The sequence below is a fragment of the Mesorhizobium sp. B4-1-4 genome (genome assembly GCF_006439395.2).
Lineage (GTDB): Bacteria > Pseudomonadota > Alphaproteobacteria > Rhizobiales > Rhizobiaceae > Mesorhizobium.
The window spans coordinates 5,321,865-5,343,313 of record NZ_CP083950.1 but is presented as its reverse complement, the minus strand read 5'-3'; the positions used below and the strand labels follow the sequence as shown (position 1 = coordinate 5,343,313).

20 protein-coding genes and 1 tRNA gene are annotated in these 21,449 nt (G+C 64.7%); 13 read left to right on the top strand and 8 right to left on the bottom strand.

The window, feature by feature from the left end:
• The first annotated feature begins 46 nt into the window (after nucleotides 1–46).
• From FJW03_RS25760 to FJW03_RS25725, 8 genes are all read left to right on the top strand, one after another.
• Nucleotides 47–1,186 (top strand): alpha-D-ribose 1-methylphosphonate 5-triphosphate diphosphatase, encoded by a 1,140-nt coding sequence (locus tag FJW03_RS25760; protein ID WP_140766682.1) that lies wholly within the window; start codon nucleotides 47–49, stop codon nucleotides 1,184–1,186.
• Nucleotides 1,183–1,812 carry a phosphonate metabolism protein/1,5-bisphosphokinase (PRPP-forming) PhnN gene (gene phnN / locus FJW03_RS25755; protein ID WP_181165731.1) on the top strand — a complete coding sequence of 210 codons (630 nt, stop codon included), beginning with the start codon at nucleotides 1,183–1,185 and terminating at the stop codon, nucleotides 1,810–1,812. The genes FJW03_RS25760 and phnN overlap by 4 nt, the downstream gene beginning before the upstream one ends.
• Nucleotides 1,813–2,005: 193 nt before the next feature.
• Entirely contained in the window at nucleotides 2,006–2,923 is a 918-nt protein-coding gene (locus tag FJW03_RS25750; protein ID WP_140766681.1) for a MurR/RpiR family transcriptional regulator, read from the top strand.
• 91 nt (nucleotides 2,924–3,014) lie between these two features.
• Entirely contained in the window at nucleotides 3,015–4,019 is a 1,005-nt protein-coding gene (locus FJW03_RS25745; RefSeq protein ID WP_181165732.1) for an ABC transporter substrate-binding protein, read from the top strand.
• A gap of 16 nt (nucleotides 4,020–4,035) precedes the next feature.
• The gene (locus tag FJW03_RS25740; RefSeq protein ID WP_181173338.1) at nucleotides 4,036–5,865 is read left to right on the top strand and encodes an ABC transporter permease; all 1,830 of its coding nucleotides are present in this window, start codon (nucleotides 4,036–4,038) and stop codon (nucleotides 5,863–5,865) included.
• Nucleotides 5,862–6,905, top strand: coding sequence for an ABC transporter ATP-binding protein (locus FJW03_RS25735; protein ID WP_140766679.1), 1,044 nt, complete (start codon nucleotides 5,862–5,864; stop codon nucleotides 6,903–6,905). The genes FJW03_RS25740 and FJW03_RS25735 overlap by 4 nt, the downstream gene beginning before the upstream one ends.
• A 76-nt stretch (nucleotides 6,906–6,981) precedes the next feature.
• Entirely contained in the window at nucleotides 6,982–7,737 is a 756-nt protein-coding gene (locus tag FJW03_RS25730; RefSeq protein WP_140766678.1) for a COG4280 domain-containing protein, read from the top strand.
• A complete protein-coding gene (locus FJW03_RS25725; RefSeq protein ID WP_140612646.1) occupies nucleotides 7,734–7,949 on the top strand; it encodes a hypothetical protein in 216 nt (71 codons plus the stop codon). The genes FJW03_RS25730 and FJW03_RS25725 overlap by 4 nt, the downstream gene beginning before the upstream one ends.
• 80 nt (nucleotides 7,950–8,029) lie before the next feature.
• Here FJW03_RS25725 and FJW03_RS25720 read toward each other — a convergent pair whose 3' ends face one another.
• The 3 genes from FJW03_RS25720 to FJW03_RS25710 all read right to left on the bottom strand — a co-directional run bounded on the left by FJW03_RS25720 (nucleotide 8,030) and on the right by FJW03_RS25710 (nucleotide 11,706).
• Entirely contained in the window at nucleotides 8,030–9,025 is a 996-nt protein-coding gene (locus FJW03_RS25720) for an ABC transporter permease (RefSeq protein ID WP_140766677.1), read from the bottom strand.
• Between the two features lie 58 nt (nucleotides 9,026–9,083).
• Nucleotides 9,084–10,622, bottom strand: coding sequence for a sugar ABC transporter ATP-binding protein (locus FJW03_RS25715; protein ID WP_140766691.1), 1,539 nt, complete (start codon nucleotides 10,620–10,622; stop codon nucleotides 9,084–9,086).
• A 121-nt stretch (nucleotides 10,623–10,743) separates the two neighbouring features.
• On the bottom strand, nucleotides 10,744–11,706 hold the full coding sequence (locus FJW03_RS25710) for a sugar-binding protein (RefSeq protein ID WP_140612650.1): 963 nt from the start codon (nucleotides 11,704–11,706) through the stop codon (nucleotides 10,744–10,746).
• Nucleotides 11,707–12,313: 607 nt separating this feature from the next.
• Here FJW03_RS25710 and FJW03_RS25705 point away from each other — a divergent pair.
• Together FJW03_RS25705 and FJW03_RS25700 are read left to right on the top strand one after the other, a co-directional pair.
• Nucleotides 12,314–13,411, top strand: a complete 1,098-nt coding sequence (locus tag FJW03_RS25705) for a LacI family DNA-binding transcriptional regulator (RefSeq protein ID WP_181173337.1) — start codon at nucleotides 12,314–12,316, stop codon at nucleotides 13,409–13,411.
• 214 nt (nucleotides 13,412–13,625) lie between these two features.
• Nucleotides 13,626–14,228 (top strand): hypothetical protein, encoded by a 603-nt coding sequence (locus FJW03_RS25700; RefSeq protein ID WP_140766676.1) that lies wholly within the window; start codon nucleotides 13,626–13,628, stop codon nucleotides 14,226–14,228.
• A gap of 88 nt (nucleotides 14,229–14,316) precedes the next feature.
• Here the strand turns inward: FJW03_RS25700 and FJW03_RS25695 are convergent.
• The 3 genes from FJW03_RS25695 to FJW03_RS25685 all read right to left on the bottom strand — a co-directional run bounded on the left by FJW03_RS25695 (nucleotide 14,317) and on the right by FJW03_RS25685 (nucleotide 16,911).
• Nucleotides 14,317–14,393, bottom strand: a tRNA-Arg gene (locus tag FJW03_RS25695).
• 271 nt (nucleotides 14,394–14,664) lie between these two features.
• Complete coding sequence (locus FJW03_RS25690; RefSeq protein ID WP_140766675.1) at nucleotides 14,665–15,594, bottom strand: DUF1003 domain-containing protein; 930 nt, start codon at nucleotides 15,592–15,594, stop codon at nucleotides 14,665–14,667.
• Between the two features lie 423 nt (nucleotides 15,595–16,017).
• A complete protein-coding gene (locus FJW03_RS25685; protein WP_140766674.1) occupies nucleotides 16,018–16,911 on the bottom strand; it encodes a D-alanyl-D-alanine carboxypeptidase family protein in 894 nt (297 codons plus the stop codon).
• A 202-nt stretch (nucleotides 16,912–17,113) separates the two neighbouring features.
• Between FJW03_RS25685 and FJW03_RS25680 the strand changes: the two genes are divergently transcribed.
• The 3 genes from FJW03_RS25680 (at nucleotide 17,114) to FJW03_RS25670 (ending at nucleotide 19,332) form a co-directional block, all read left to right on the top strand.
• On the top strand, nucleotides 17,114–18,214 hold the full coding sequence (locus FJW03_RS25680) for a hypothetical protein (protein WP_140766673.1): 1,101 nt from the start codon (nucleotides 17,114–17,116) through the stop codon (nucleotides 18,212–18,214).
• 95 nt (nucleotides 18,215–18,309) lie between these two features.
• Complete coding sequence (locus FJW03_RS25675; protein WP_140766672.1) at nucleotides 18,310–18,921, top strand: nucleoside triphosphate hydrolase; 612 nt, start codon at nucleotides 18,310–18,312, stop codon at nucleotides 18,919–18,921.
• 93 nt (nucleotides 18,922–19,014) lie between these two features.
• Nucleotides 19,015–19,332: a hypothetical protein gene (locus tag FJW03_RS25670; RefSeq protein WP_140612668.1), complete on the top strand. Its 318-nt coding sequence runs from the start codon at nucleotides 19,015–19,017 to the stop codon at nucleotides 19,330–19,332.
• A gap of 53 nt (nucleotides 19,333–19,385) precedes the next feature.
• On the opposite strand, the gene FJW03_RS25665 is transcribed toward FJW03_RS25670, so the two are convergent.
• Nucleotides 19,386–20,090, bottom strand: coding sequence for a glutathione S-transferase family protein (locus FJW03_RS25665; protein ID WP_140612670.1), 705 nt, complete (start codon nucleotides 20,088–20,090; stop codon nucleotides 19,386–19,388).
• A 148-nt stretch (nucleotides 20,091–20,238) separates the two neighbouring features.
• Nucleotides 20,239–21,447, bottom strand: a complete 1,209-nt coding sequence (locus tag FJW03_RS25660) for a beta-ketoacyl-[acyl-carrier-protein] synthase family protein (protein WP_140612672.1) — start codon at nucleotides 21,445–21,447, stop codon at nucleotides 20,239–20,241.
• Nucleotides 21,448–21,449: the final 2 nt, after the last annotated feature.

The window sequence follows — 21,449 nt, the reverse complement described above, 5'->3', positions numbered from 1 at the left end:
GCCTGCCGGAATAGCTCCGGCCGGAGATAACCGAGGACTGCCCGAAATGACCGCCGAGACTGTTCTTTCCAACGCCCGCATCGTGCTTGCCGACGAGATCGTCGAGGGTTCGCTGGTGCTGCGTGACGGCTTAATCACCGGCATCGATCCAGGTGCTGCCCGAACCGGCGACGACATGGGCGGCGACTATATAATTCCGGGACTGGTCGAACTGCATACCGACCATCTCGAAGGCCATTACGCGCCGCGGCCGAAGGTGCGCTGGAACCCTATCGCGGCCGTGCTCGCCCATGACGCGCAGGTCGCGACCGCCGGCATCACCACCGTGCTCGACGCCTTGCGGGTCGGCATGGATGAAGACGCCGACCTGACCTCGGACGACATCCGCAAGCTCGCCGATGCGATCGAGGACAGCGTGCGGGAAGACCGGCTGCGCGCCGACCACTTTATCCATCTGCGCTGCGAAGTTTCGGCGCCGGACTGCCTGCGGGCCTTTGCCAATTTCGAGACTGACGACCGGGTGAAATTGGCGTCGCTGATGGACCATGCGCCGGGCCAGCGCCAGTTCGTCAATCTCGAGACCTATGCCTATTATTACCAGCGCAAGCTGAAGCTGAGCGACCAGGACTTTCAGAAGTTCTGCGAGAAGCGGATGGGGGAATCGGCACGCAATTCCGGCCCAAACCGGGTCTTCATCGCGGCCGCCTGCCATGAGCGTGGCATTGTCCTGGCCAGCCATGACGATGCCACGACAGGCCATGTCGAGGAGGCGATCGAGCAAGGCGTCCGGGTCGCCGAGTTCCCAACCACCGAGGAAGCGGCGCGGGCTTCGAAGGACGCCGGACTCGGCGTGCTGATGGGCGCGCCCAACGTCATGCGCGGCGGCTCGCATTCGGGCAATGTCTCGGCGCGCGCGTTGGCCAGCGACGGCCTGCTCGACATCCTGTCATCCGACTACATCCCCTTCAGCCTGATTCAGTCCGCCTTCTTCCTCGGCGACATGGTCGAAGGCATTTCGCTGCCGCAGGCGGTCGCCATGGTTTCGAAAAACCCGGCCGAAGCGATCGGTCTGACCGACCGCGGCATCATCGAACAGGGCCGCCGCGCCGATCTGGTGCGCGTGCGCGTCGACGATCATGTTCCGGTCGTGCGCACCGTATGGCGGCAGGGGCGCCGGGTCGCATGATGGTGTCCGCCTTGATCGAGCGTGAGTTGTCCGCCGAAACGTTCCCGATCCGCCATGGCGTGTTTGTAGCGGTCGTAGGCCCAAGCGGTGCCGGCAAGGACACGGTGATCGGCTACGCCCGCGCGCTTTTTGCCGACGAGAGCCGGCTGGAATTCGTGCGCCGCGTCATCACCAGGCCGAGCGATGCGGCGAGCGAGGATCACGACACGCTGGCCGATGCCGCCTTTGTCGAGGCCGAGGCTGACGGCGCCTTCGCCATCTCCTGGGAGGCGCATGGGTTGCGCTATGGCCTGCCCGCCGATGTCGACTGGTCGGTCGCCAATGGCCATGTCGCGGTGGCGAACGTGTCGCGTTCGATCATACCCTCCTTGCGCGAGCGCTACGCCAATCTGGCCATTGTCGAGATCACTGCTTCGCCTGACGTGCTGGCCGAGCGACTGGCAATGCGCGGCCGGGAATCGCGCGGCGAAGTGCTGGCCCGGCTGGCGCGCAGCGCCAATGTGACCTTGTCCGGTCCCGGCGTCACCACGATCGACAACAGCGGTCCGCGCGAGGCGGCTGGCGAGCGCTTCGCCGAACTGCTGCGCAAGGCAATGGCCTTTTCCGACATGTCGGGCATGATCTAGGCCCTCCGCCCTACAGCTCGATTTTCGCACCTCACGAGGCAACGGCCGCCGCTTCCGGCGGTTTGCGGCCGCTCGTCTTTCGGCAGGCAGACATGTTCGCCTGGGCCGACCGCCATTGTCACATCCTTGTAATAGACATTTCGGATGGTGGCGCCCGTTGCAATTGCTACAGCCAGAAAAATGACCGCCCGACATGACATATGATGCCTCGAAAGATCGGAAGGCGACGGTCGATGCCCGGGTCCAGGCGGCGCTCGAAAACCTACCGCCCGCCGAGCAGCGCATGGCGCGGTTCTTCGTCGACCAGAAGCAGTCCGTCCTGCTGGGATCGGCGGCCGAGATCGCCGAATTGGCCGGCACAAGCGACGCCACCGTCGTTAGGACGGCGCGCTCGCTTGGCTTCGAAAGCCTCTCGGCGCTTCGCCAGATGCTGCTGTCGGACCTGACCGGCACGCCATCCCCCGGCAAGCGCCTGGCGCGCACCTTGCAGGAGACCGGCGACGACAGCGCCGGCGCATTGCGACATGTGATCGACATCCACGAGAGCGTGCTCGACGTGCTGAAGCGTCCGGAGATGGCGGCCGCGTTCGAGCGCAGCATCGACATTCTGGCGCAGGCCAATCGCCGCCATGTCTTCGGCATCGGTCCATCGGGCGCCATGGCCGACTATGCCAGTTTGCAATTCAACCGGATCGGCCTGCCGACCAGCGCGCTGTCGGTATCGGGAATTGCGCTCGCCGACCGCCTGCTGTGGCTCGCCAAGGGCGACGCCGTGCTGATGATGGCCTATGCGCCGCTCTACCGCGAGGTCGAGATCATTCTCGAACAAGCCAGGCAGGTCGATGTCCCGGTCGTGCTCATCAGCGACAATCTGGCTCCACTGGTGTCCGGCAAGGTGGCCGAGACGCTGCCAATACCGCGCGGCAAGGCCGATCACCTGGCCATGCATGGCGGCACGATCGTGCTCATCGAAGCGATGATCATCGGGCTGGCGAAACGAAACAGCGAAGCCGCCTTTGATGCCCTCGAGCGGCTGAGCACGGTTCGTGGGGCGATCGACAAGGCATGGATAAAGCGTGGCGTCCGCAAGAATGATGGCAATAAAAAGTAGAAACTCCTGCGCATGACACAAAACATTCAATTTGTTTATACATGATACAATGGGGCTTACTATGCCCATGGGAAATCCACTGGAGAACAAGATGAACGCCCGTACCATTTTCTGCTTCGCAATTGGCTTGAGCGCGCTGACAGCCGCAGCACCTGCTTCGGCATCAGACCTCGTGCTTTATGACGCGCTCGATTTCGCTGGCCCGGTGGCCAAGGCCTTCCAGGCCAAGACCGGTCTCACGGTCGACGTCGTCGAGCCTGGCAGCACCGGCGAGACGCTGGGCAAGATCGCTGCCGAAGGCAGCAACCCGCAGTTCGATATCGTCTGGCTCGACGGCTCCGCCGTCATGGAGCGCATGGCGGCCGACCACGTGCTGCAGGCCATTCCCGCTGCCGCCTACGACAAGGTGGCATTCACCGATCTCGGCAAGTCGCTGATCCCGCAGAGCCACGCTTTCCTGCCGACCGGCACCAGCACCACGGCCATCGAGGTCAACACCAAGAAAGTGCCCGCCGACAAGCTGCCCAAGTCGTGGGCCGATCTTCAGTCCTTCGCAGGCAAGGTCGCGGCCAAGGATCCCAATCTGTCGGGCCCTGCCTATCAATGGCTGGCCGGCTTTTTCCAGACCAACGGCCTCGACGCCGGCAAGGCCCTGCTGACCAAGACGCTGACCAACAAGTCCCTGTCGGGCCTGTCGAGCGGCGGCAAGGTGAACAAGGCTGTGCTCACCGGCGATGCCTCGGTCGGCATCAATCAGGACAGCGCCATCTTCTCGAAGATCGCCGCCGGCGAACCCGTCGTCGCGGTCTATCCGAGCGAAGGTTCGGTGTCGCTTCCGCAGGGCCTCGGCATCAGCGCCAAGACCCAGCACATGGACGCGGCGCGGAAATTCATCGACTTCGTCACCAGCGCAGAGGGCCAGGCCGCCATGCAGAATGGCGACGACACCGACTTCTTCTACATCCCGATCATCAAGGGCATCAACGCCAAGCCGGGCCGTGAAACCAACATCACCTACACGCATCTCGACGATGCCGTGGCCTCCGCTCACGAGACCGAGTGGAAGCAGTGGTATAAGGCCAATTTCGTCCAGTGACCCGGCTGTTCGGGAAATGACAATCGTTCAGCATTCCGGCGCCGCGGCTTTTGCCCGCGGCGCCGGCGCCAGCAAACCACCGCTGGGCCGCCTGTCGGCGCTCGCGCGCTATGGCGGGCCATTTGCCGTCTACGCCGTCTTTGGCCTGCTGATCGGATTGCCGCTTGCCCTGGTGCTGGTTCAGGCGGTCATGCCCGGCTTGTTTGCCGCGCAAGATGCCAGCAGCGGCCTGAGTTTCGAGCCGCTGGCCCGTGTCTTCAACTCGCCCTATGTCGCGGGCTCGGTCCTGCACTCGCTTGAACTCGGCATGCTCGTCGCCTGCACAACGACGGCGCTGGGTGGCGCCTTCGCGGTCCTGGTCCAGCGCTGCGACATTCCGGGGCGGACAGCGATTTCAATCGTGCCGTGGCTGGTTTTCCTGACGCCGTCCTATCTGAAAGCGCTCGCCTGGGTGCTGCTGATGTCCTCCGGCGGTTACCTGGCTCAGTTCGGGCTGCTGCCTGCCGCGCTGGGCTCGGCGTTCTTTGGCCTGGCCGGCCTGGTGTTTGTCCACACGCTCAGTCTGTTTCCGCTGGCCGCCTTCATCATCGGCAGCGCGCTCGCCGGCCTGGGCAGCGAACTGGAGGATGCCGCACGGCTCTCCGGTGCCACGCCGCTCAGGATCTGGCTGCGTATCAACGGTCCCCTGCTGGCGCCGGCCATCGTCTTGAGCTTCATCGCCACCTTCGCCGAGGTGCTGTCCGATTTCGGCCTGGCCTCGACCATCGCCAGAATGTCGAATTTCGGCGTGCTGACCTACGGCATCTACGCCGCCGCCAGCGACTATCCCGTCGACTTTCCCGCCGCCGGCGCCCAGGCGCTCATCCTGCTCAGCCTTGTGCTGCTCGTCGTGGTGGCGGACAGGCTGCTGCGCCGCCGCGCCGACCCGCGCCTGATCTCCGGCCGCGCCAGGCCTGCCCGGCTCTACAATCTCGGCGCGTGGCGCTGGTTCGCCATGGCGGCGGCCCTTGCCATTGCTTTCCTCGCGCTGGCATTGCCGCTCGGCGCGATCGCGGCACGCGCTCTGACGCAAACGCTGGGCCATGGGCTCGTCTGGAGCAACTTCACCAGCGCCAATCTGGTGGCGGCGCTCAGCCTGAACACCGCGGCCAATGACGGCCTGTTGCGCAGCCTCGGCTACGCCGGGCTGACGGCGCTTATCGCCAGTTCACTCGCCCTGCTCCTGTCGGCGCAACTCGACCGTGCGGGCCCGGTTCTGCGCAGCGCCGTCGTCGGCCTGTCGCTGGGGTCGGTGGCGATACCGGGCATCGTGCTCGGCTTCGGTTACATCCTGGTCTGGAATCGCCTGCCGGGTTTCCGCGACTGGCCATTCCCCCACTATGGCGATGGCTCGCTGCTGGTCATGGGCTATGTCGCGGCAGCACTTCCCTACTGTCTGGTGGTGATCCTTTCGGCGATCGGCCAGTTGGCGCCGAGCCTGACGGACGCGGCGCGCCTGCATGGCGTGGGCACAATCCGGCGATTGCTGGCGATCACCTTGCCGCTGGTGCTGCTGAGCGTGGTCACGGCCTTTCTGCTGACGTTCATCCGCACCGTTTTCGAGCTGCCGATCTCGCAGATGCTCATTCCGCAGAGCGGGCCGCCGGCGCCGACGCTCATCCTGAAACTGTTCAGCCACGATCGTGATGGGCTGGCATCGGCGATCGCGCTGGTCGCCATGGCGGCCGCCGGCATCGGTGCCGCGCTGGTCTGGTACCCGCTTCGGCGGTTCGTCAAACCGCGTCGAAGTGTGGGCTATACCGGCGTGGGCAGCGGTCAAGCCGCGAGAACGGGAACCTTGTCATGACCGCCTCCCTGCATTGTGCCGGCATCTGCAAGTCGCTCGGTGGACGTCCGGTCCTGAGCGACCTCAATCTCAAGATCGATGCCGGCGAAGTGGTGTCGCTTCTTGGCGCCAGCGGCTCCGGCAAGACCACGCTCCTGCGCATAATCGCCGGGCTGGTCGAGCCCGAAAGAGGATCGATCACGCTGGACGGGCGTGTCGTGTGGAGCGAGAATTCGGTGATACCGGCTGAAAAGCGGCGGATCGGCATGGTCTTCCAGGACTACGCGCTGTGGCCGCACATGACGGTCGCCAACAATCTGTCCTTCGGGCTGCGCTCACAGTGGCTTTCGGATGGCGACATCGCCCAGCGGCTCGCCCACGCGCTCGATGTCACCCGCCTTGCTCCCTACAGGGATCGTTATCCGACCGAATTGTCCGGCGGCCAGCAGCAGCGTGTCGCCATCGCGCGTTGCCTTGCGGCGCGTCCGGCGCTGATGCTTTTCGACGAGCCGCTGAGCAATCTCGACGCGGCGCTGCGCGAGGATATGCGCATCGAGATGATGGAACTGGTGCGCCGCGAGGCCATCACCGTCGTCTATGTGACGCATGACCAGGCAGAGGCGATGGCGGTCTCCGACCGTATCGCCATCATGCGGGCAGGCGAGATCGTCCAGTTCGACACACCACGTGCGATCTACGAGGCACCCGCCGATTCCTTCGTGGCCAGCTTCATCGGCGGCTTTTCGATCGTTCGCGGACAGGTCCGTGACGAACGCTTCAAGATCGCCGAGAGCGACGCCGAAACCGTGCGCACGCCGGGCGCACGCCCTGGCGTCGGCATGCTCGTCATCCGTCCCGAAGACGCACGCCCGGCCGACGCCTATCCGGACAACCGTCTGCAGGGCAAGGTTCTGTCGAGCGCCTTCCAGGGCCGATGCTGGCGGCTGGCGGTCGACCTCGGCCCCCACCGCGTGCGGCTCGATTGGCCCGAAGCGCCGCCGGTTGGCGCTTCGCTTGCTTTTTCGCTGCCGCCGGAGCGTTGTGTGGTGCTGACCGCATAGTGATGCTAACCACGACGCCGAATGTGGAAACGGCCTTTCAAAAGTTCATGATCAAACGAAGACACAGGGCGCCTTCATGCAGACACTGACACCCATTCTCTCGACGGTCACGGCGGCATTTCTCGCCTCCTTGGTCGAGGTCGTCGAAGCCTTCACCATCGTGCTCGCGGTCGGGGTGACACGCAGTTGGCGCCCGGCACTGACGGGTGCCGCCCTGGCACTGGCGGTGTTGGCGGCCCTGGTGCTGGCGTTCGGCCCGCTGCTGGCGCTGGTGCCGATCACCACGCTGCAATTCGTTGTCGGGGTGCTGCTGATCCTGTTCGGCATGCGTTGGCTGCGAAAGGCCATCCTGCGCAGCGTCGGCGTCATCGCCCTGCATGACGAGGAAGCGGCCTTCGCCAAGGAAACCGCCGCCCTGAACCGGCAGGCCAATGACCGCCGCGCCGACTACCTCGCCGGGCTGGCGTCGTTCAAGGCGGTGCTGCTCGAAGGCGTCGAAGTGGTGTTCATCGTCATCGCCGTCGGCGCCGCGCACGGGCAGACGCTCTACGCCAGCCTGGGTGCGCTGGCGGCCTTCATCCTGGTAATGCTTGTCGGCCTTGCCGTCCACCGGCCGCTGGCGCGCGTTCCGGAGAATGCGCTCAAATTCGTGGTCGGTCTGATGCTGACCAGCTTCGGCATCTTCTGGACCGGCGAAGGCATCGGCGCCGACTGGCCAGGCGCCGATCTCGCCCTGCTCGCCATCTTCGCCGTCGTCGCGCTGGCTTCTTTTGCCATGGTGCGCTGGTTGCGCAGTACCCACCCCGCAGCCGCTGGAGGGCTCGTCCGATGAACGTCATTCGTCTTATCGCCAAGGAATTCTTCGGCATGTTCGTCGATGACGGCAATCTGGCGCTGCTGGCGCTGGTGCTGGTGGCCGCCGTGCTTGCGGCGGTGAAGCTGCTGGCACTGCCGCCGTTGCTCGGCGGCGCGTTGCTGCTGGTCGGCTGTCTCGCCATCCTGTTGCAAAGCGTTCGCCGCGCCGCAAGCGCGACCAACCGGTAACTCCGACAGGCACGCGGCTGAAGCCTGACGGGCTCAGCCGCGCAAGGTGCGGGCAAGCGCGGCGCAGAGTGGCAGGGATGTTACTCAGCGGCCGCGCCAGCCATGGTCTTGCGGCTGGCGTCGATCATGCGCCGCCGGGCCCGGAACACGCCCCATTGCTGGTCGACGAGCACGCCGATGAGGATAACGCCACCCATCACCGCGAAGTTGAGGGAGGACGGAATGCCGAGCAGGTTGACGAGGTTCTGCAACTCCTGCAGCAGCACGGTGCCGAGGAGGACGCCGATCAGCGAGCCCTCGCCGCCACGCAACGAGAAGCCGCCAAGCACCGCCGCGGCGATGGCGTAAAGCTCGTAGAACTGGCCGTGGCTGGCCGGCGAGATCGAGCGCGTGTACATGGCGAAATAGATCGCCGACAGCGCCGTCAGCACGCCGCAGATGACATAGGCCGCCATGACGATGCGCCCGGTGCGGATGCCCGAATATTTCGCCGCCTCCTCGTTCTTGCCGATGGCGTAGAGGTAACGGCCGAACACCGAGCGGTGCAGCACCACCCACATGACGATGGCGATGACGATCAAGGCGAAGAAGGAGTTCGGCACGCCCCAGGAGCGGCCGGCAGTGAGGAATTCGAGCTCCGGAAAGTTCTGGCCGAAGGCGAAGCCGGCGGTGCCGTCGGCGGTGTAGAAGCGGGCGACGCCGCGATAGATCAACAGGCCGCACAGCGTGACGACGAAGGGCTGCAGCTTGAGCCGCGTGATCAGCCAGCCATGCACCAGGCCGATAATGGCCCCCAATGCGATGATCAGCACGAAGGCCAGCGGCCAGTCGAGTTCGCGCACGGCGATGAAGTCGATGAACAGCGTGCCCAGCAACGCCACCAGCGAACCGACCGACAGCTCGATGCCGCCGGTGATGATGACAAAGGCCTGGCCGATGGAAAGGATGCCGAACAGGCCGATCAGGTTCGAGGTGTTGGCAAGGTTGATCGGCAACAGGAAGCGCGGGTTGATGATGGCAACGATGGCCCCGACCACCAGGATCAGGATCAGCAGGCCGAGATCTTTCTTGCTCATCGTCTTCTCCCCAATGCTTGCCCGAGCAGCTCGCGCTTCCGCGACCCCGAGGCAAAAACTATTTCGGCTGCTTGCCCACCGCCAGCAGCAGCACGTTTTCCTGGCTGAACCGGTCCTTGTCGAGAATGCCCGAGATCTGGCCCTCATGCATGACGGCGATGCGGTCGGACACGCCGATCACCTCTTCCATGTCGCTGGAGATCATCAGCACGGCGACCCCGGCATCGGCGAGCGCGCGCATCAGCCCGTAAATCTCCGCCTTGGCGCCGATGTCGATACCACGCGTCGGCTCGTCGAGGATCATCACCTTCGGGTTCATAGCCAGCCATTTGCCGAGGACGACCTTCTGCTGGTTGCCGCCCGACAGCGTGCCGGTGCGGGTCTGCACCGAGGGCGCCTTGATGCCGAGATTCTTCTTCTGCTTTTCGGCGGTTGCCGTTTCGGCGCCTGCGGACACGAGCGATCGCTTCGCATGGGCCGGCAGATTGGGCAGCGAAATATTCTGCGCGATCGACAAATCGAGCAGGATGCCGGTGAGCTTGCGGTCTTCCGGCACCAGGAAGATGCCATGCGCGACGGCGTCGGCGGCCGAGCGCAGGACAAGCGGCGTGCCGTTGAGTTCGAGCGTGCCGCCGAGGCAGCCGTCGATGCCGAAGAACACGCGTGCCAGTTCGGTGCGGCCGGAGCCGACAAGGCCGGCAAGGCCGAGGATTTCGCCGCGCCTGACGTCGAGGTCGACCGGCCGGCCGGGATAGGTGGGGGTGCGGACGGCCTTGGCCGACAGGGCGACGGCGCCCGGCGCACGCGCGGCCTCGGAAGCCTTCTCGCGCTCCTTCAGCATGCGGCCGATCATCAGCTTGACCATCTGGTCATGGTTTATATCGCGCTTGCCCAGCGTGCCGGCCAGCATGCCGTCGCGCAGCACGACGACGCGATCGGCGACACGCTCGACCTCGTGCAGGCGGTGCGAAATGAAGATGACGCTGATGCCGTCGGCCTTCAGCCCCTTGATGACGTCGAGCAGCTTGTCGGTCTCGGCGATCGGCAGGCTCGAGGTCGGCTCGTCGAGGATGACCAGCCTTGCCTTGATCGACAGCGCCTTGGCGATCTCGACCATCTGCTGCTGGGCGAGCGACAGGTCGGCGACCTGCGTGTCGGCGGAGAAATTGGCGCCGACGCGCTTGAGCAACGGCGCCACCATCTCGCGCAGCCTGGCGCGGTCGACGAGCCTGAGCGGCCCGGCGCGCAGCGGCTCGCGGCCGAAGAAGATGTTGGCGGCGACGTCGAGGTTCTCGAACAGGTTGAGCTCCTGGTGGACGAAGGCAATGCCCGAGCCAAGGCTGCCTTCGACGCTCAGGCCCTTGTGGGCGGTGCCGTCGACGGTGATGGTGCCGGTGTCCGGCGTGGTGACGCCGCCGAGGATCTTCATCAGGGTCGACTTGCCGGCGCCGTTCTCGCCGACGAGGCCGATGACCTCGCCAGGCCTCACCTCCATCGAAAAGCCATCGAGCGCGACGACGCCCGGATAGGTCTTGCGCACGTTCTCGAGGCTGAGGAACGGGGTGATTGCCGAGATGGATGTGTCGGAATAATTCATCATGCCTGACAGCAGCCGGTGGGCCATTTTGGTCCATCTTCAGACTGACGATCCTCGCGGTGTTCGTCAATGCGAGCAGCCGGCTCAAGGCTAGCTTGAGCCGGCTGAACTGCCTGTGGCCTTATTTTCCAGCCATCGCCTTCAGGTTGGCGGCATATGCGTCGACATCATCCTTGCCGATGATCTTGGTCGGGATGATGATCAGATTGCCGGCCGGGATGCCCGACTTGTCGCCCTTGAGGTAGGCTGCCATCAGCTTCATGCCCTGATAGGCCCATTCGAAGGGCTGCTGCACGACGGTGGCGGCAATGGTGCCTTCCTTGACGCCGCCCAGCGTGATCGGATCGTCGTCGAAGCCGACGACGGTGATCGAGCCGAGCTTGCCGGCGTCGCGCAGCGCTTCATAGATGCGCGGCGTGTTGTAGGAATAGAAGCCGACCATGCAGGTGACGTCGGGGCTGGCGACCAGCGCGTCCTCGACATTCTTCTTGGCGCGGGCCTGGTCGATGTCGTCGCCGCGCACGTCGACGAGCTCGATTTTGGTACCGGCAAGACCATCCTTCATGCCCTGGATGCGCTCCTTGGCGTTGTCGGCGCCGAGAAGGCCGACGAAGCCCAGACATTTGCCGCCGTTGGGCATCGCCTTCTTGGCGATTTCGGCCGCCTGCTTGCCGGCATCGACATTGGAGGAACCGATATAGGCGACACGCTTGGTCTGCGGGGCGTCGCTGTCGGTGGTGAACAACGCGGTTTGCGAGGCGATCTTGTTCAGGCCATCGGTCGAGGTCTTGGGATCGACGGCCGAGACCATGATGCCCTTGACGCCGGCCGTCACCAGATCGTCCATCAGCCGCTGCTGGATGGCGACCGAGGATTGTTCCGGATATTTGAGCTCAAGCGTGTAGTCGGGCAGTTCGCCCTGCGCTTTCTTGACGCCGGCTTCGGCGGCTTTCCAGAAATCGGACGCGCCGTTGACGACGAAGGCCAGCGTCGGCTTGTCGTCGGCGCGCGCGATGGCGGTCGCCGCCAGGCCGACGGCAAGAGCCGCGGCGGCCACGGATGCATTGCGTATCAAAGACTTCATGTTCAACCTCCCGTTTTGGTCCAGCCATCGGCCGACCGGTCTTGCTCACTGAGAATTTGCCTTGCTCACCTGAATTTGCCTTTTGCGGCTTGGATGCCCCTCCTCCTCAGGGGTTCCCGGCACTGAAAGAATGGCGTCGTTCCAGCCACGGCCAGGGACTTTAGAGACTCATCCTTCGTTCGTAAATAGTCCGATTTGTCTGACATATCATATGTCCGAGACAAAGCTCGCGGAGCCCAAGTCCGCTCGCCATCGGGCCAGCCACGCTCGCTTTCCGCCGCCCCCCGGAACCGATGGGCCGGATGCGACGGATTGACGTTACAGCGCATTTTTGTATTAGTAAACAGTATTAGTTCTGAACCTCAACCTGACCCTGCCACTGCGGTCCCGCAGTCGACGCGCCGGCTAGCCAAGACTTTGGTCGCGCGGCGCTTAATGCCGCTTTGCCCTTGCATTTCCTGATGTGCGGAGCCGCATGAGCAATGGACCGCGAGATTGCTAATAGATATAAGTCATGGGGCAGTTTCTATAAATCGAGGCCACCGCGCCATCTTGCCGGGCCGGCAGGCTGCCGCTAGACAGGACCGGGGATTGGGACAGGAATGCAATGAGCGAAACGAGGGATCGGGAGACAGCGAGGCGCCGCAAGGCGCCGGCAAAACCCAAGGGCCGGGTCACCATGACCGACATCGCAAGGGCTGCTGGCTGCTCGCAAGCGACCGTTTCCTTCGTGCTGAACAATTCGCCAGGGATACGGCTGTCGCGGCAGACGCGCGAGCGGGTGATCGAGGCCGCCAGGGCGCTGGGCTACAGCGCGCCGGCCTTCTCCGCGCTGAAGACGCCGGTTGCGGCCTTTGAAGGTCTTGATGGGGTCATCGGCTTTGCCGTCGACCAGCTCGCCACCAGCCCGGAGGCCGTGGTGGCCATCGAGGGCGCGCGCCAGGCGTCGTGGAACGCCGGCAACGTGCTGCTGGTGGCGCAGACCATGGGCGATGCCGTGATGGAGCCGCGCGCCATACAGGCGCTGACCCGGCGGGGCATTTCGGCGCTGATCTATATGACCATCTTCACCCGCGAGATCACGGCGCCCGACTTCCTCTACAGCCTCGACATTCCGGTTATCCTGCTCAACTGCTACACGGCGGATTATGCCTTCCCGGCCGTGGTGCCCTCCGAGATCGCCGGCGGCCAGAGTTCGACCCGGCACCTGATCAGCCACGGCCACCGCCGCATCGCCACCATCACCGGCGAGCCGTGGATGCAGGCGGCGCAGGACCGGCTGAAGGGTTATCGGCGCGCGCTCGCCACCGCCGACATCCCGTTCGATCCCGAACTGGTGATCGAGGGCGACTGGTCGGCCAGCGCGGGCTATGCCGCGACGGTGAAGCTGCTGGCGCTGAAAGACCGCCCGACCGCCATCTTCTGCCAGAACGACCGCACGGCGATCGGCTGCTACGAGGCGCTGAAGGAAGCCGGCCTGCACATCCCGCAGGATATCTCCGTGGTCGGCTACGACGACGAGGAAATCGCCCGGCACCTGTTCCCGCCGCTGACCACCTCGATCCTGCCGCATATGGCGATGGGCCAATGGGCAATCGAACAGCTCGAGGCGCCCTCGCCGCCCGGGCGGGGGCGCTATCCCATCACCAAGCTGGAATGCCCGCTGGTGGAACGCGAGAGCGTGCGGGCCATGGCGGGCGGCTGAGGCAAGGCGACCGGCTGACACAGCACCTTGTCCGTCAGCGGGCCGCGAGGGTGTGTTCCGGCGGTCCGCCGGCGGATCCGACAACCCCAGCTCGCCCTCTTGTGGCAGCGCCCTTGCCTGCGGCTACCCTGTGGGCGAACCCCATCGATCGCGGTCGCCATCATGCCGTCTGATGCCAGTAGGCGGCCGGGCAATTGTCGTCCATACTTGAGCCATGATGGGTCGAGGCTTGCGCTGTGTGCAGGTGTGTGCGGCTTTGCTGGCCGCGGACTGCCCGCGCGCCGAAGCCGACGGCGCCAAAATCTTCCAGGCGGGCGCCTACTCGTTCTCGGACGAACTCGGCGGCTTCAGGATCCTTTCGGCCACCGGCGCCGGAACGCGCACCGACCCGATCGTGGTCACCGAGGAACTGGAGACCGCGGACCCGGTGACGCTGACCATACGCGCCGCCATGCCGATCCAGCCGTTCGGAACGGCGGGCAACTACGCGACCGGCTTCCTGCCGCTGAAGATCGTCGCCCGCAACAACAGCGGCGACGCCTGGATCGAATTCGAATTCGAGCTGCAGCCGATCATGAACCGGCCGAGCGACTATGGCGACGGGCTGTCCTTCGACCAGGCGCAGCGCGAGGACAACATGATCAAGTCCGACAGCTTCGCCGAATTCAAACGCGACTTCGAGCCCTATGACAGGCTGCTGTTCCGCAAGGGCAAGGTCGACCCGCTGGAGACAGCCTCGTTTTCATTTCTGATCACGGACTTTTCGCCGAAGGATAGGTTTTATCTGGTGGAGGAGCCGCGCGTGCCTTCATCGTAGGGGGAGAACGGATTGTGGCCGTGACCGGCCAAGGCTGGGTGCCGCGGCTGGAGCCGAGAGCGTGAGGCGGTGGTATTGCTTGAAGGTCTGGCGCACCCGACAGGATTCGAACCTGTGACCTCTGCCTTCGGAGGGCAGCGCTCTATCCAGCTGAGCTACGGGTGCTTTCCGACGATGCGGAAAACGAACCAGCCGGTGAACCGGCAAGTCACGGCTTCTTAGCGGAAGCGGGCGCGGGCTTCAACGGGCAATTGGCGATTGTGTGGCGCCCATGATGGGATGCGAGGCGCCCCTGCCGCTGGTGTCGACTATTTATATATGGCGCCTCCCTCCCCGTCTCGGCTTCGCCGAGCCACTTGCCGGGGCGAGCCACGGGTCTCGCCCGTTCATCGGACCCCCATTCCACGCGGGGGAGGAACCAAAACTTCGTAGGCTCTCACCCTTCCACCTCACTCTTCACCGTCCTTCTTCTCACGCCACGCGTCGCCCGTTTCGCCTTTTTCGCTCCCGCCAGCTCGTGCATGGCGTCGAGCTGCATCTGCTGCATTTCGGCCAGCCGCGTCCATTGGCGCGAGATGAGGTAGTCGAGTTTTTCATGCAGGTGGCGCACTTCGAGCTCGGCCTTGAGGTTGACGCGGTAGTCGTTGAAGGAGCGCAGGCGGTCTTTCACTTCCTGGCGCTTCTGGCTCATCATGATGACAGGCGCCTGGATGGCGGCGATGCAGGAGAGCAGCAGGTTGAGCAGGATGAAGGGGTAGGGATCGAAGGCGCCGGCCATGCCCTCGAACAGATTGATGCCGATCCACACCAGAAGCACGCTTGCAAACGAGATCAGGAACCACCAGCTGCCGCCGAAGGCGGCCATGTTGTCGGAGATGCGGTCAGCGAAAGAGCGGTGCTCCTCGAACTCCTCTTCCGAGTTTTCGGAGATCGTGTCCTGCCGGGCGATCGATTCCACCACTTGGCGGTCGAGTTCGGAGAATTCGCCGTGCTCCTGCTGCAGCAGCTCTTCCATGTAGCGCATGCGGTAGCGGCCGAGCTCCTCGCGGCTGATGCGGGCGCCCCTGGGCAGGTCAGGATGGTCGGAGCGGATGCGGTCGGCGAGGCTCGGCCTGAGATCGTCGATGCGCACCAGGTCGCGCTTGCGGAATTTGCGGCCCGAGATCGCCGATGGCTTCTTCTTAGGCTTTATCCGCGACGCGCCTGGGCCAGCCGGTTCGGAGTCCGGCACTTCGGGCGTGTCGAAATGCTCGTCCGAAACCCCGTGCAAATCCTCCTGCGTGGTCGGCGCCTCGAGATATTCGCCGCCGCTGTCGTTCTGATTGTCGGCGCCTTGCTGCTCGGATGCCTTGGGAGTGGTGCTCATGATGGGCTCCTGCTGTCGCGCTGCACGGGAGGATACGCCGAGGTGGCGGGACATATCCACTGTCGGTTTCCGCAGCCTATGCCATGTCTTCCGCACGATTGCGTGACAGCTGCAAGACGATAGCCGGCTGCGGGTCTTTGGCGGCTCTTGGCGGGCTGAAGGCGGCGCATCATCTAGACATTCGAGATTAGCCGAAGCCTCTCGAACTTCGTCATCCACGAGCGGAGCAAGGAGCGCAGCGACGCGGCGCAGACCCGAGGATCCATGCCGCGACTTCCAAAATGCCGCTGCGGTGCGGAACTCCGCTCTGCTGCACTCCGTGGCAAGGTCGCGGCATGGATCCCAAGGTCTCCGCGACGCCGCTGCGCGGCTGCTTCGCCCTGGGATGACGAAATCAAGGGCGGCGCCGATGCCCCTCTCTTGCTACTGCTGTTCGGCGAACATCAGCCTTGCCTTGCTGTCGGCCATCGCGGGCGAGAGGCTGCGCTGGATCAGCGCCTCGACATGGTCGTTGCGCTGGCGGGCGCTGTCGGCGCCCATCACCACCACGATCAGCTGGCGGCCATCGGCATTGTAGGAGGTGACGATGTTGAAGCCGGAAGCCCTGATGTAGCCGGTCTTGATGCCGTCGACGCCGCGCACGCGGCCGAGCATGTCGTTGTGGCCGCGCACCAGCCTGCCGCGGAACATGAAATCGCTTTCGGAGAAATAGTGGAAATGCTGGGGAAAGCGCTGACGCAGGGCCATGCCGAGCACCGCCATGTCGCGCGCCGTCGTCATCTGGCCATTGTCGGGCAGGCCGGATGCGTTGCGGAAGGTGGTGCCGGTCATGCCGAGCGCGCGCGCCTTGGATGTCATCATGGCGGCGAACTGGTCCTCCGAGCCGCCGAGATATTCGCCGACCGCCACCGCTACATCATTGGCCGATTTGACGACGATGGCGCGAATGGCGGAATCGACGTCGATGGACTCCCCGCGCCGGAAGCGCATCTTGGTGGGCGGCTGCGAGGCGGCGTGATCCGACACCGGGATTTGGGTTTCCTTGGTGACGCGGCCGGAGTCCATCGCCTCGAACAGGAGATAGAGCGTCATCATCTTGGTCAGCGACGCCGGATAGCGCTGCGCCGTCGAGTTGACTTCGAACAGCTGCTTGCCGGTCCTGGCGTCGACGACGATCGCTGCGTATTTCTGCGGTGGCGCGGGCACGGCCAGCACCGAGTCCGGCGGGGTCGTGGTCGAGCAGCCGGCAACAAGCAGCAACAGGCCAAGAGCGACGAAAAGTCTCTGGACAAACGGGAAGGAACGCAAATTGGACAAGGCAGGTCTGTTCTGGCGATGGTGTTGCTGAGATGAGGCGAAGCTAACGTAACGCGATTGATGCGTCCATTTGGTTAATGGTGGTTAGCCCCAGGATTGTCCGCCTTCGCAGGCACCGCTGATGCAAAATGCCGGTTGCGGTGCTTGCGCGAAGGGCGCCGAAAGGGTTCTGCTTGCGCCTTCAGAATCGGGTGAGCACGCTATGGATACCTGCACGATCACGGCCAAGGGCATTTCGGTTTCGCTCGATCTCACCGTCGGCCATATCGCCGACATGACCGTCGAGAGCGGCGGCCGCCTGATAAAACCGCTGCACCGCGCGCCATGGGTCGATGCGGGCGAGGCGCTGCCCAAGGACCTGCCGCAAGGCACGGTCCGGCTGTCCGGCGACTTCCTGTGCGCGCCGTTTTCACGCAGCGATGTCGAGGCGGCGCCGCTGCATGGCTGGCCGGCCAACAGCGCCTGGGACCTGGTCGACAGCGGCGCGACGGAGGGCGGCTGGCGGGCTGTGTTCCGGCTGCGGCACAGGGTCATGGGCGCCAGCGTTGACAAGACCCTCACGCTCATCGACGACCATCCCTTCCTCTATCAGGAACATGTGTTTTCCGGCGGGTCCGGCGCGATTTCGGTCGCCCACCATCCAATGACGGTGATGACGGGCGGCGGCAGGCTGGCCTTTTCGCCGAAGCGCCTTGCCGCGACGCCGGCCGATCCGCTGGAGCCGGACCCCGCGCGCGGCCGGTTCATGCTGGCCTATCCGGCGCGGTCGGCGGACCTTAGCCATTTTCCCACCGCTGGCGGCGGCACGCTCGACCTGACGCAGTACCGCATGGAGGACCGGCGCGAGGATTTCGTCACCCTTGTCGAGGCTGACCATGGCGGGCCGGGCTGGACGGCGCTGGCGCGCCGTGCCGAGGAGGACCTTGTGCTGGTGCTGAAGAACCCGGCCGAACTGCCGGTCACCATGCTGTGGCTCAGCAATGGCGGGCGCGATTACGCGCCCTGGAGCGGCCGTCATCTGGGCGTGCTCGGCATCGAGGATGGGCGCACGGCCGTCGGCCATGCCGCCTCGATCGGCGACAACTGGCTGAAGCGCGAAGGGGTGGCGACAGCGTTTACGCTCGGTGAAGGGCACAGTTTTTCCTTTCGCCATATCATCGGCGCTTTGCCCCTGTCAGGCGGCACGCCGCCGCGGGCGATCGCCACGGCCAACGGCCAGATGCGGCTCGCGGCCGGCGACACCCAATGGAACGTCCCCTTCGACGACGATTTCCTGCGCATTGGCCAGCCCGTCCCTGTTTGAGCCGGGTTGCGCAACACGGGGTTTGAAATTTCCAGCGAGTGCCGTCAAAATGCGGCGGAAACACCGTGCCGATCATCCAGGCAAGTGAGGCTCCCATGTCCGAAATCGCCCACCTGGCCGCCACCATCTTCAAGCGCGCCGGCAAGGCAAAGCGCTTCATCGTCGCCATTGCCGGGCCGCCCGGCGCAGGCAAGTCGACGCTGTCGGCCGGCCTGCATGACCTGCTGCCGGAAGGGGCCGTGAAAGTCGTGCCTATGGATGGCTTCCACTACGACGACGTCGTGCTCGACCAGCGCGGCCTGCGCGCGCGCAAGGGCGCGCCGGAAACCTTCGATTTCGCCGGCTTCGAAACCTTGCTGAAACGCATTCGTGCCGGCGAACCCGACATCGCCATCCCGGTCTTCGACCGCAGCATGGAACTATCGCGTGCGGCGGCGGCGATCATCGGCACCGAGACCAAATTCATCTTGGTCGAAGGCAATTATCTGCTGCTCGATGAGGAGCCGTGGTCGCGGCTGGCGCCGCTGTTCGATTACTCGATCTTCGTCGAGGTGCCGCGCAACGAACTCGAACGCCGCCTGATGGAACGCTGGCACGGCCATGGGCGTTCCGACGAGGATGCGCGCGCATGGATCGCCTCCAACGACATGCCCAACATTGAACGGGTGCTGGCACGGCGCCGGGTCGCCGATCTGATCATTGGTTAACCCGCTTAATTTTCGATATTTTTTGACGGGAACCTTAAGACTTTCGCGCCGTTATGGCCGAGAACCCGATTGTTTGGCGTAAGGGATTTTCCAATGGCAACCAAGGCAAGAAAACCCGCAGCCGCCAAGACCAGGTCCGCGAAGGCCAGTCAGGCGAAGGCCGGTGCCGGTCCAGCGCTTGCCGAGCGCTCGAAAGACGCGAAGGCCGCTTTCGGCAAGGCCGCGCCGAGAAAGGTCGTGCCGGCCGCCGCGAAGACAGCCAGCCCGCGTAAACCGGCGCCAGCCAAGACCGGTGCCGTTCGCACAGCGGCGAACATCGCGGCCGGCGCGGTGGTGGCAACCGCGCGCGGCGCTGCCTCGCTCGCGGCCTCCGTGATCGGCAAGGGCGGCCCGAAAGCAAAGACCAAGTAGCTGAGCGGCCCGGTCATCCGCGGCCAGGCAGCCAGTCTATTGGACAGGCCGCGTCAGTTCTTTGCCGGAATGGTCAGGCCCTTCCGCACCGCCGGGCGGGCCAAGCCGCGCTCCAGCCATGCCACCACATTGGCGAAGTCATCAAAACCGACAAGGTCGCGCGCTTCATAGAAGCCGATCAGGTTGCGCACCCAGCCGAGCAGCGAGATGTCAGCGATGGTGTAGTCGTTGCCCATGATCCATTTTCGACCCTTCAACCTGCCGTCCAGCACGCCGATCAGCCGCCGCGATTCATCGCGATAGCGCTCCAGCGGGCGCTTGTCGGCGATCTCGCGGCCGGCGAATTTGTGGAAGAAACCGACCTGGCCGAAGATCGGCCCGATTGAGGACATCTGGAAGAACACCCATTGGATCGTCTCGTAGCGCCGGGCTGCGTCCGCCGGGACGAGCAGGCCGGTCTTGTCGGCGAGGTAGAGCAGGATGGCGCCGGATTCGAACAGGCCGATCGGTTTGCCGTCCGGGCCGTTGGGATCGATGATCGCCGGGATCTTGCCATTGGGATTGAGCGACAGGAACTCCGGCGTCCAGCTTTCGTCCTTGCTGATGTTGATCAGGTGCGGCTCATAGGGCAGGCCGAGCTCTTCCAGGGCGATCGATATCTTCACTCCGTTCGGCGTCGTTGCCGAATAGAGCTGGATCTGGTCCGGATGTTTGGCCGGCCAACGGGTGGTGATCGGAAAGGCGGACAAATCGGCCATCGGGAACTCCTGCGGGGGATTTGCGCCAAGGGGCGCGGTGTGGCGGGATAGGCCAAGAATTATGCGCGCGACCCGGCATGATCAATATGCGGCGACAGTTTGGCCGCGCACGGACAGTCCACCGCCCGAGACAGATGGTGGCCCGGGATCAGATGGCCTTGAACGCCAGCACCGCGTTGGTTCCGCCGAAGGCAAAGCCGTTGCTGATCGCGGCGCGCACCTTGCGCTCGCGCGCGACATTGGGCGTCACGTCGAGATCGCAATCGGGATCGGGTTCGCGGTAATTCGCGGTCGGCGGAACGACGCCCTCGCGGATCGCCATGACACAGGCGATCATCTCCAGTCCGCCCGATGCGCCCAGGCAATGCGCATGCATCGATTTGGTCGAGGAAACCGACAGTGAGCGCGCATGCTCGCCAAAGACGCGCTTGATCGCGTTGGTTTCGATCTGGTCGTTGGCCTTGGTTCCGGTGCCGTGGGCGTTGAGGTAATCGATGTCCTCTGGATTGAGCCCGGCATCGGCGAGGCAGAAGCGCATTGCCGCTTCCGGCCCCTCGACTGTCGGAGCGACGATGTCGGAGGCGTCGGCCGAGAGGCCGGCACCGGCGATTTCGGCGAGGATGGTGGCGCCACGCGCCATGGCATGATCGTAGCTTTCAAGAACCGCCATGCCGGCGCCTTCGCCCAGCACCAGTCCCTGGCGATCGGCCGAGAACGGCCGGCACGTGTCGGGCGACAGCACGCGCAACGCCTCCCAGCCCTTGAGCACGCCCCAGACCAGCGGCGCCTCGGTGCCGCCGGCGACCATGACATCGGCGCGGCCGAGCCTGATCTGGTCGACCGCCGAGGCGATGGCATGGTTGGCCGAAGAGCAGGCCGAGGTGACGCCGAACACGGGCCCGCGCAGGCCCAGATGCATGCTGACCTGGCCGGCGGCAGCGCCAGGCATGACCCTGGGCACGGTGAAAATGCCGGCGCGGTTCTTGCCCTCGATCAGGATCGCCCGGTAGTTCTCCTCAATCGTCTCGAACCCGCAGACGCCGATGCCGATGACCGTGCCCATCCGGTAAGTGTTGTCCGCATGCGGGACGAGGCCGGACTGCTGCATGGCTTCCTTCGCCGCGATCACAGCCAGCAGGCTGAAGCGGTCCATCGACACCAGTTGCCTGCGCTCGATGCCGTGATCGGGCAGCGCCTTGATCTCGCAGCCGGTCTTGACCTTCAAATCGTGCAGGAAAGGATTGTCGATCGGGCCTATCGCCGAACGGCCGGCCCGCATCTCGGCCCAGATTGCCTGCGCATCGGCGCCTAGTCCGCACAGCCCACCAATGCCGGTAATGACGACGCGCTTCAGCATTC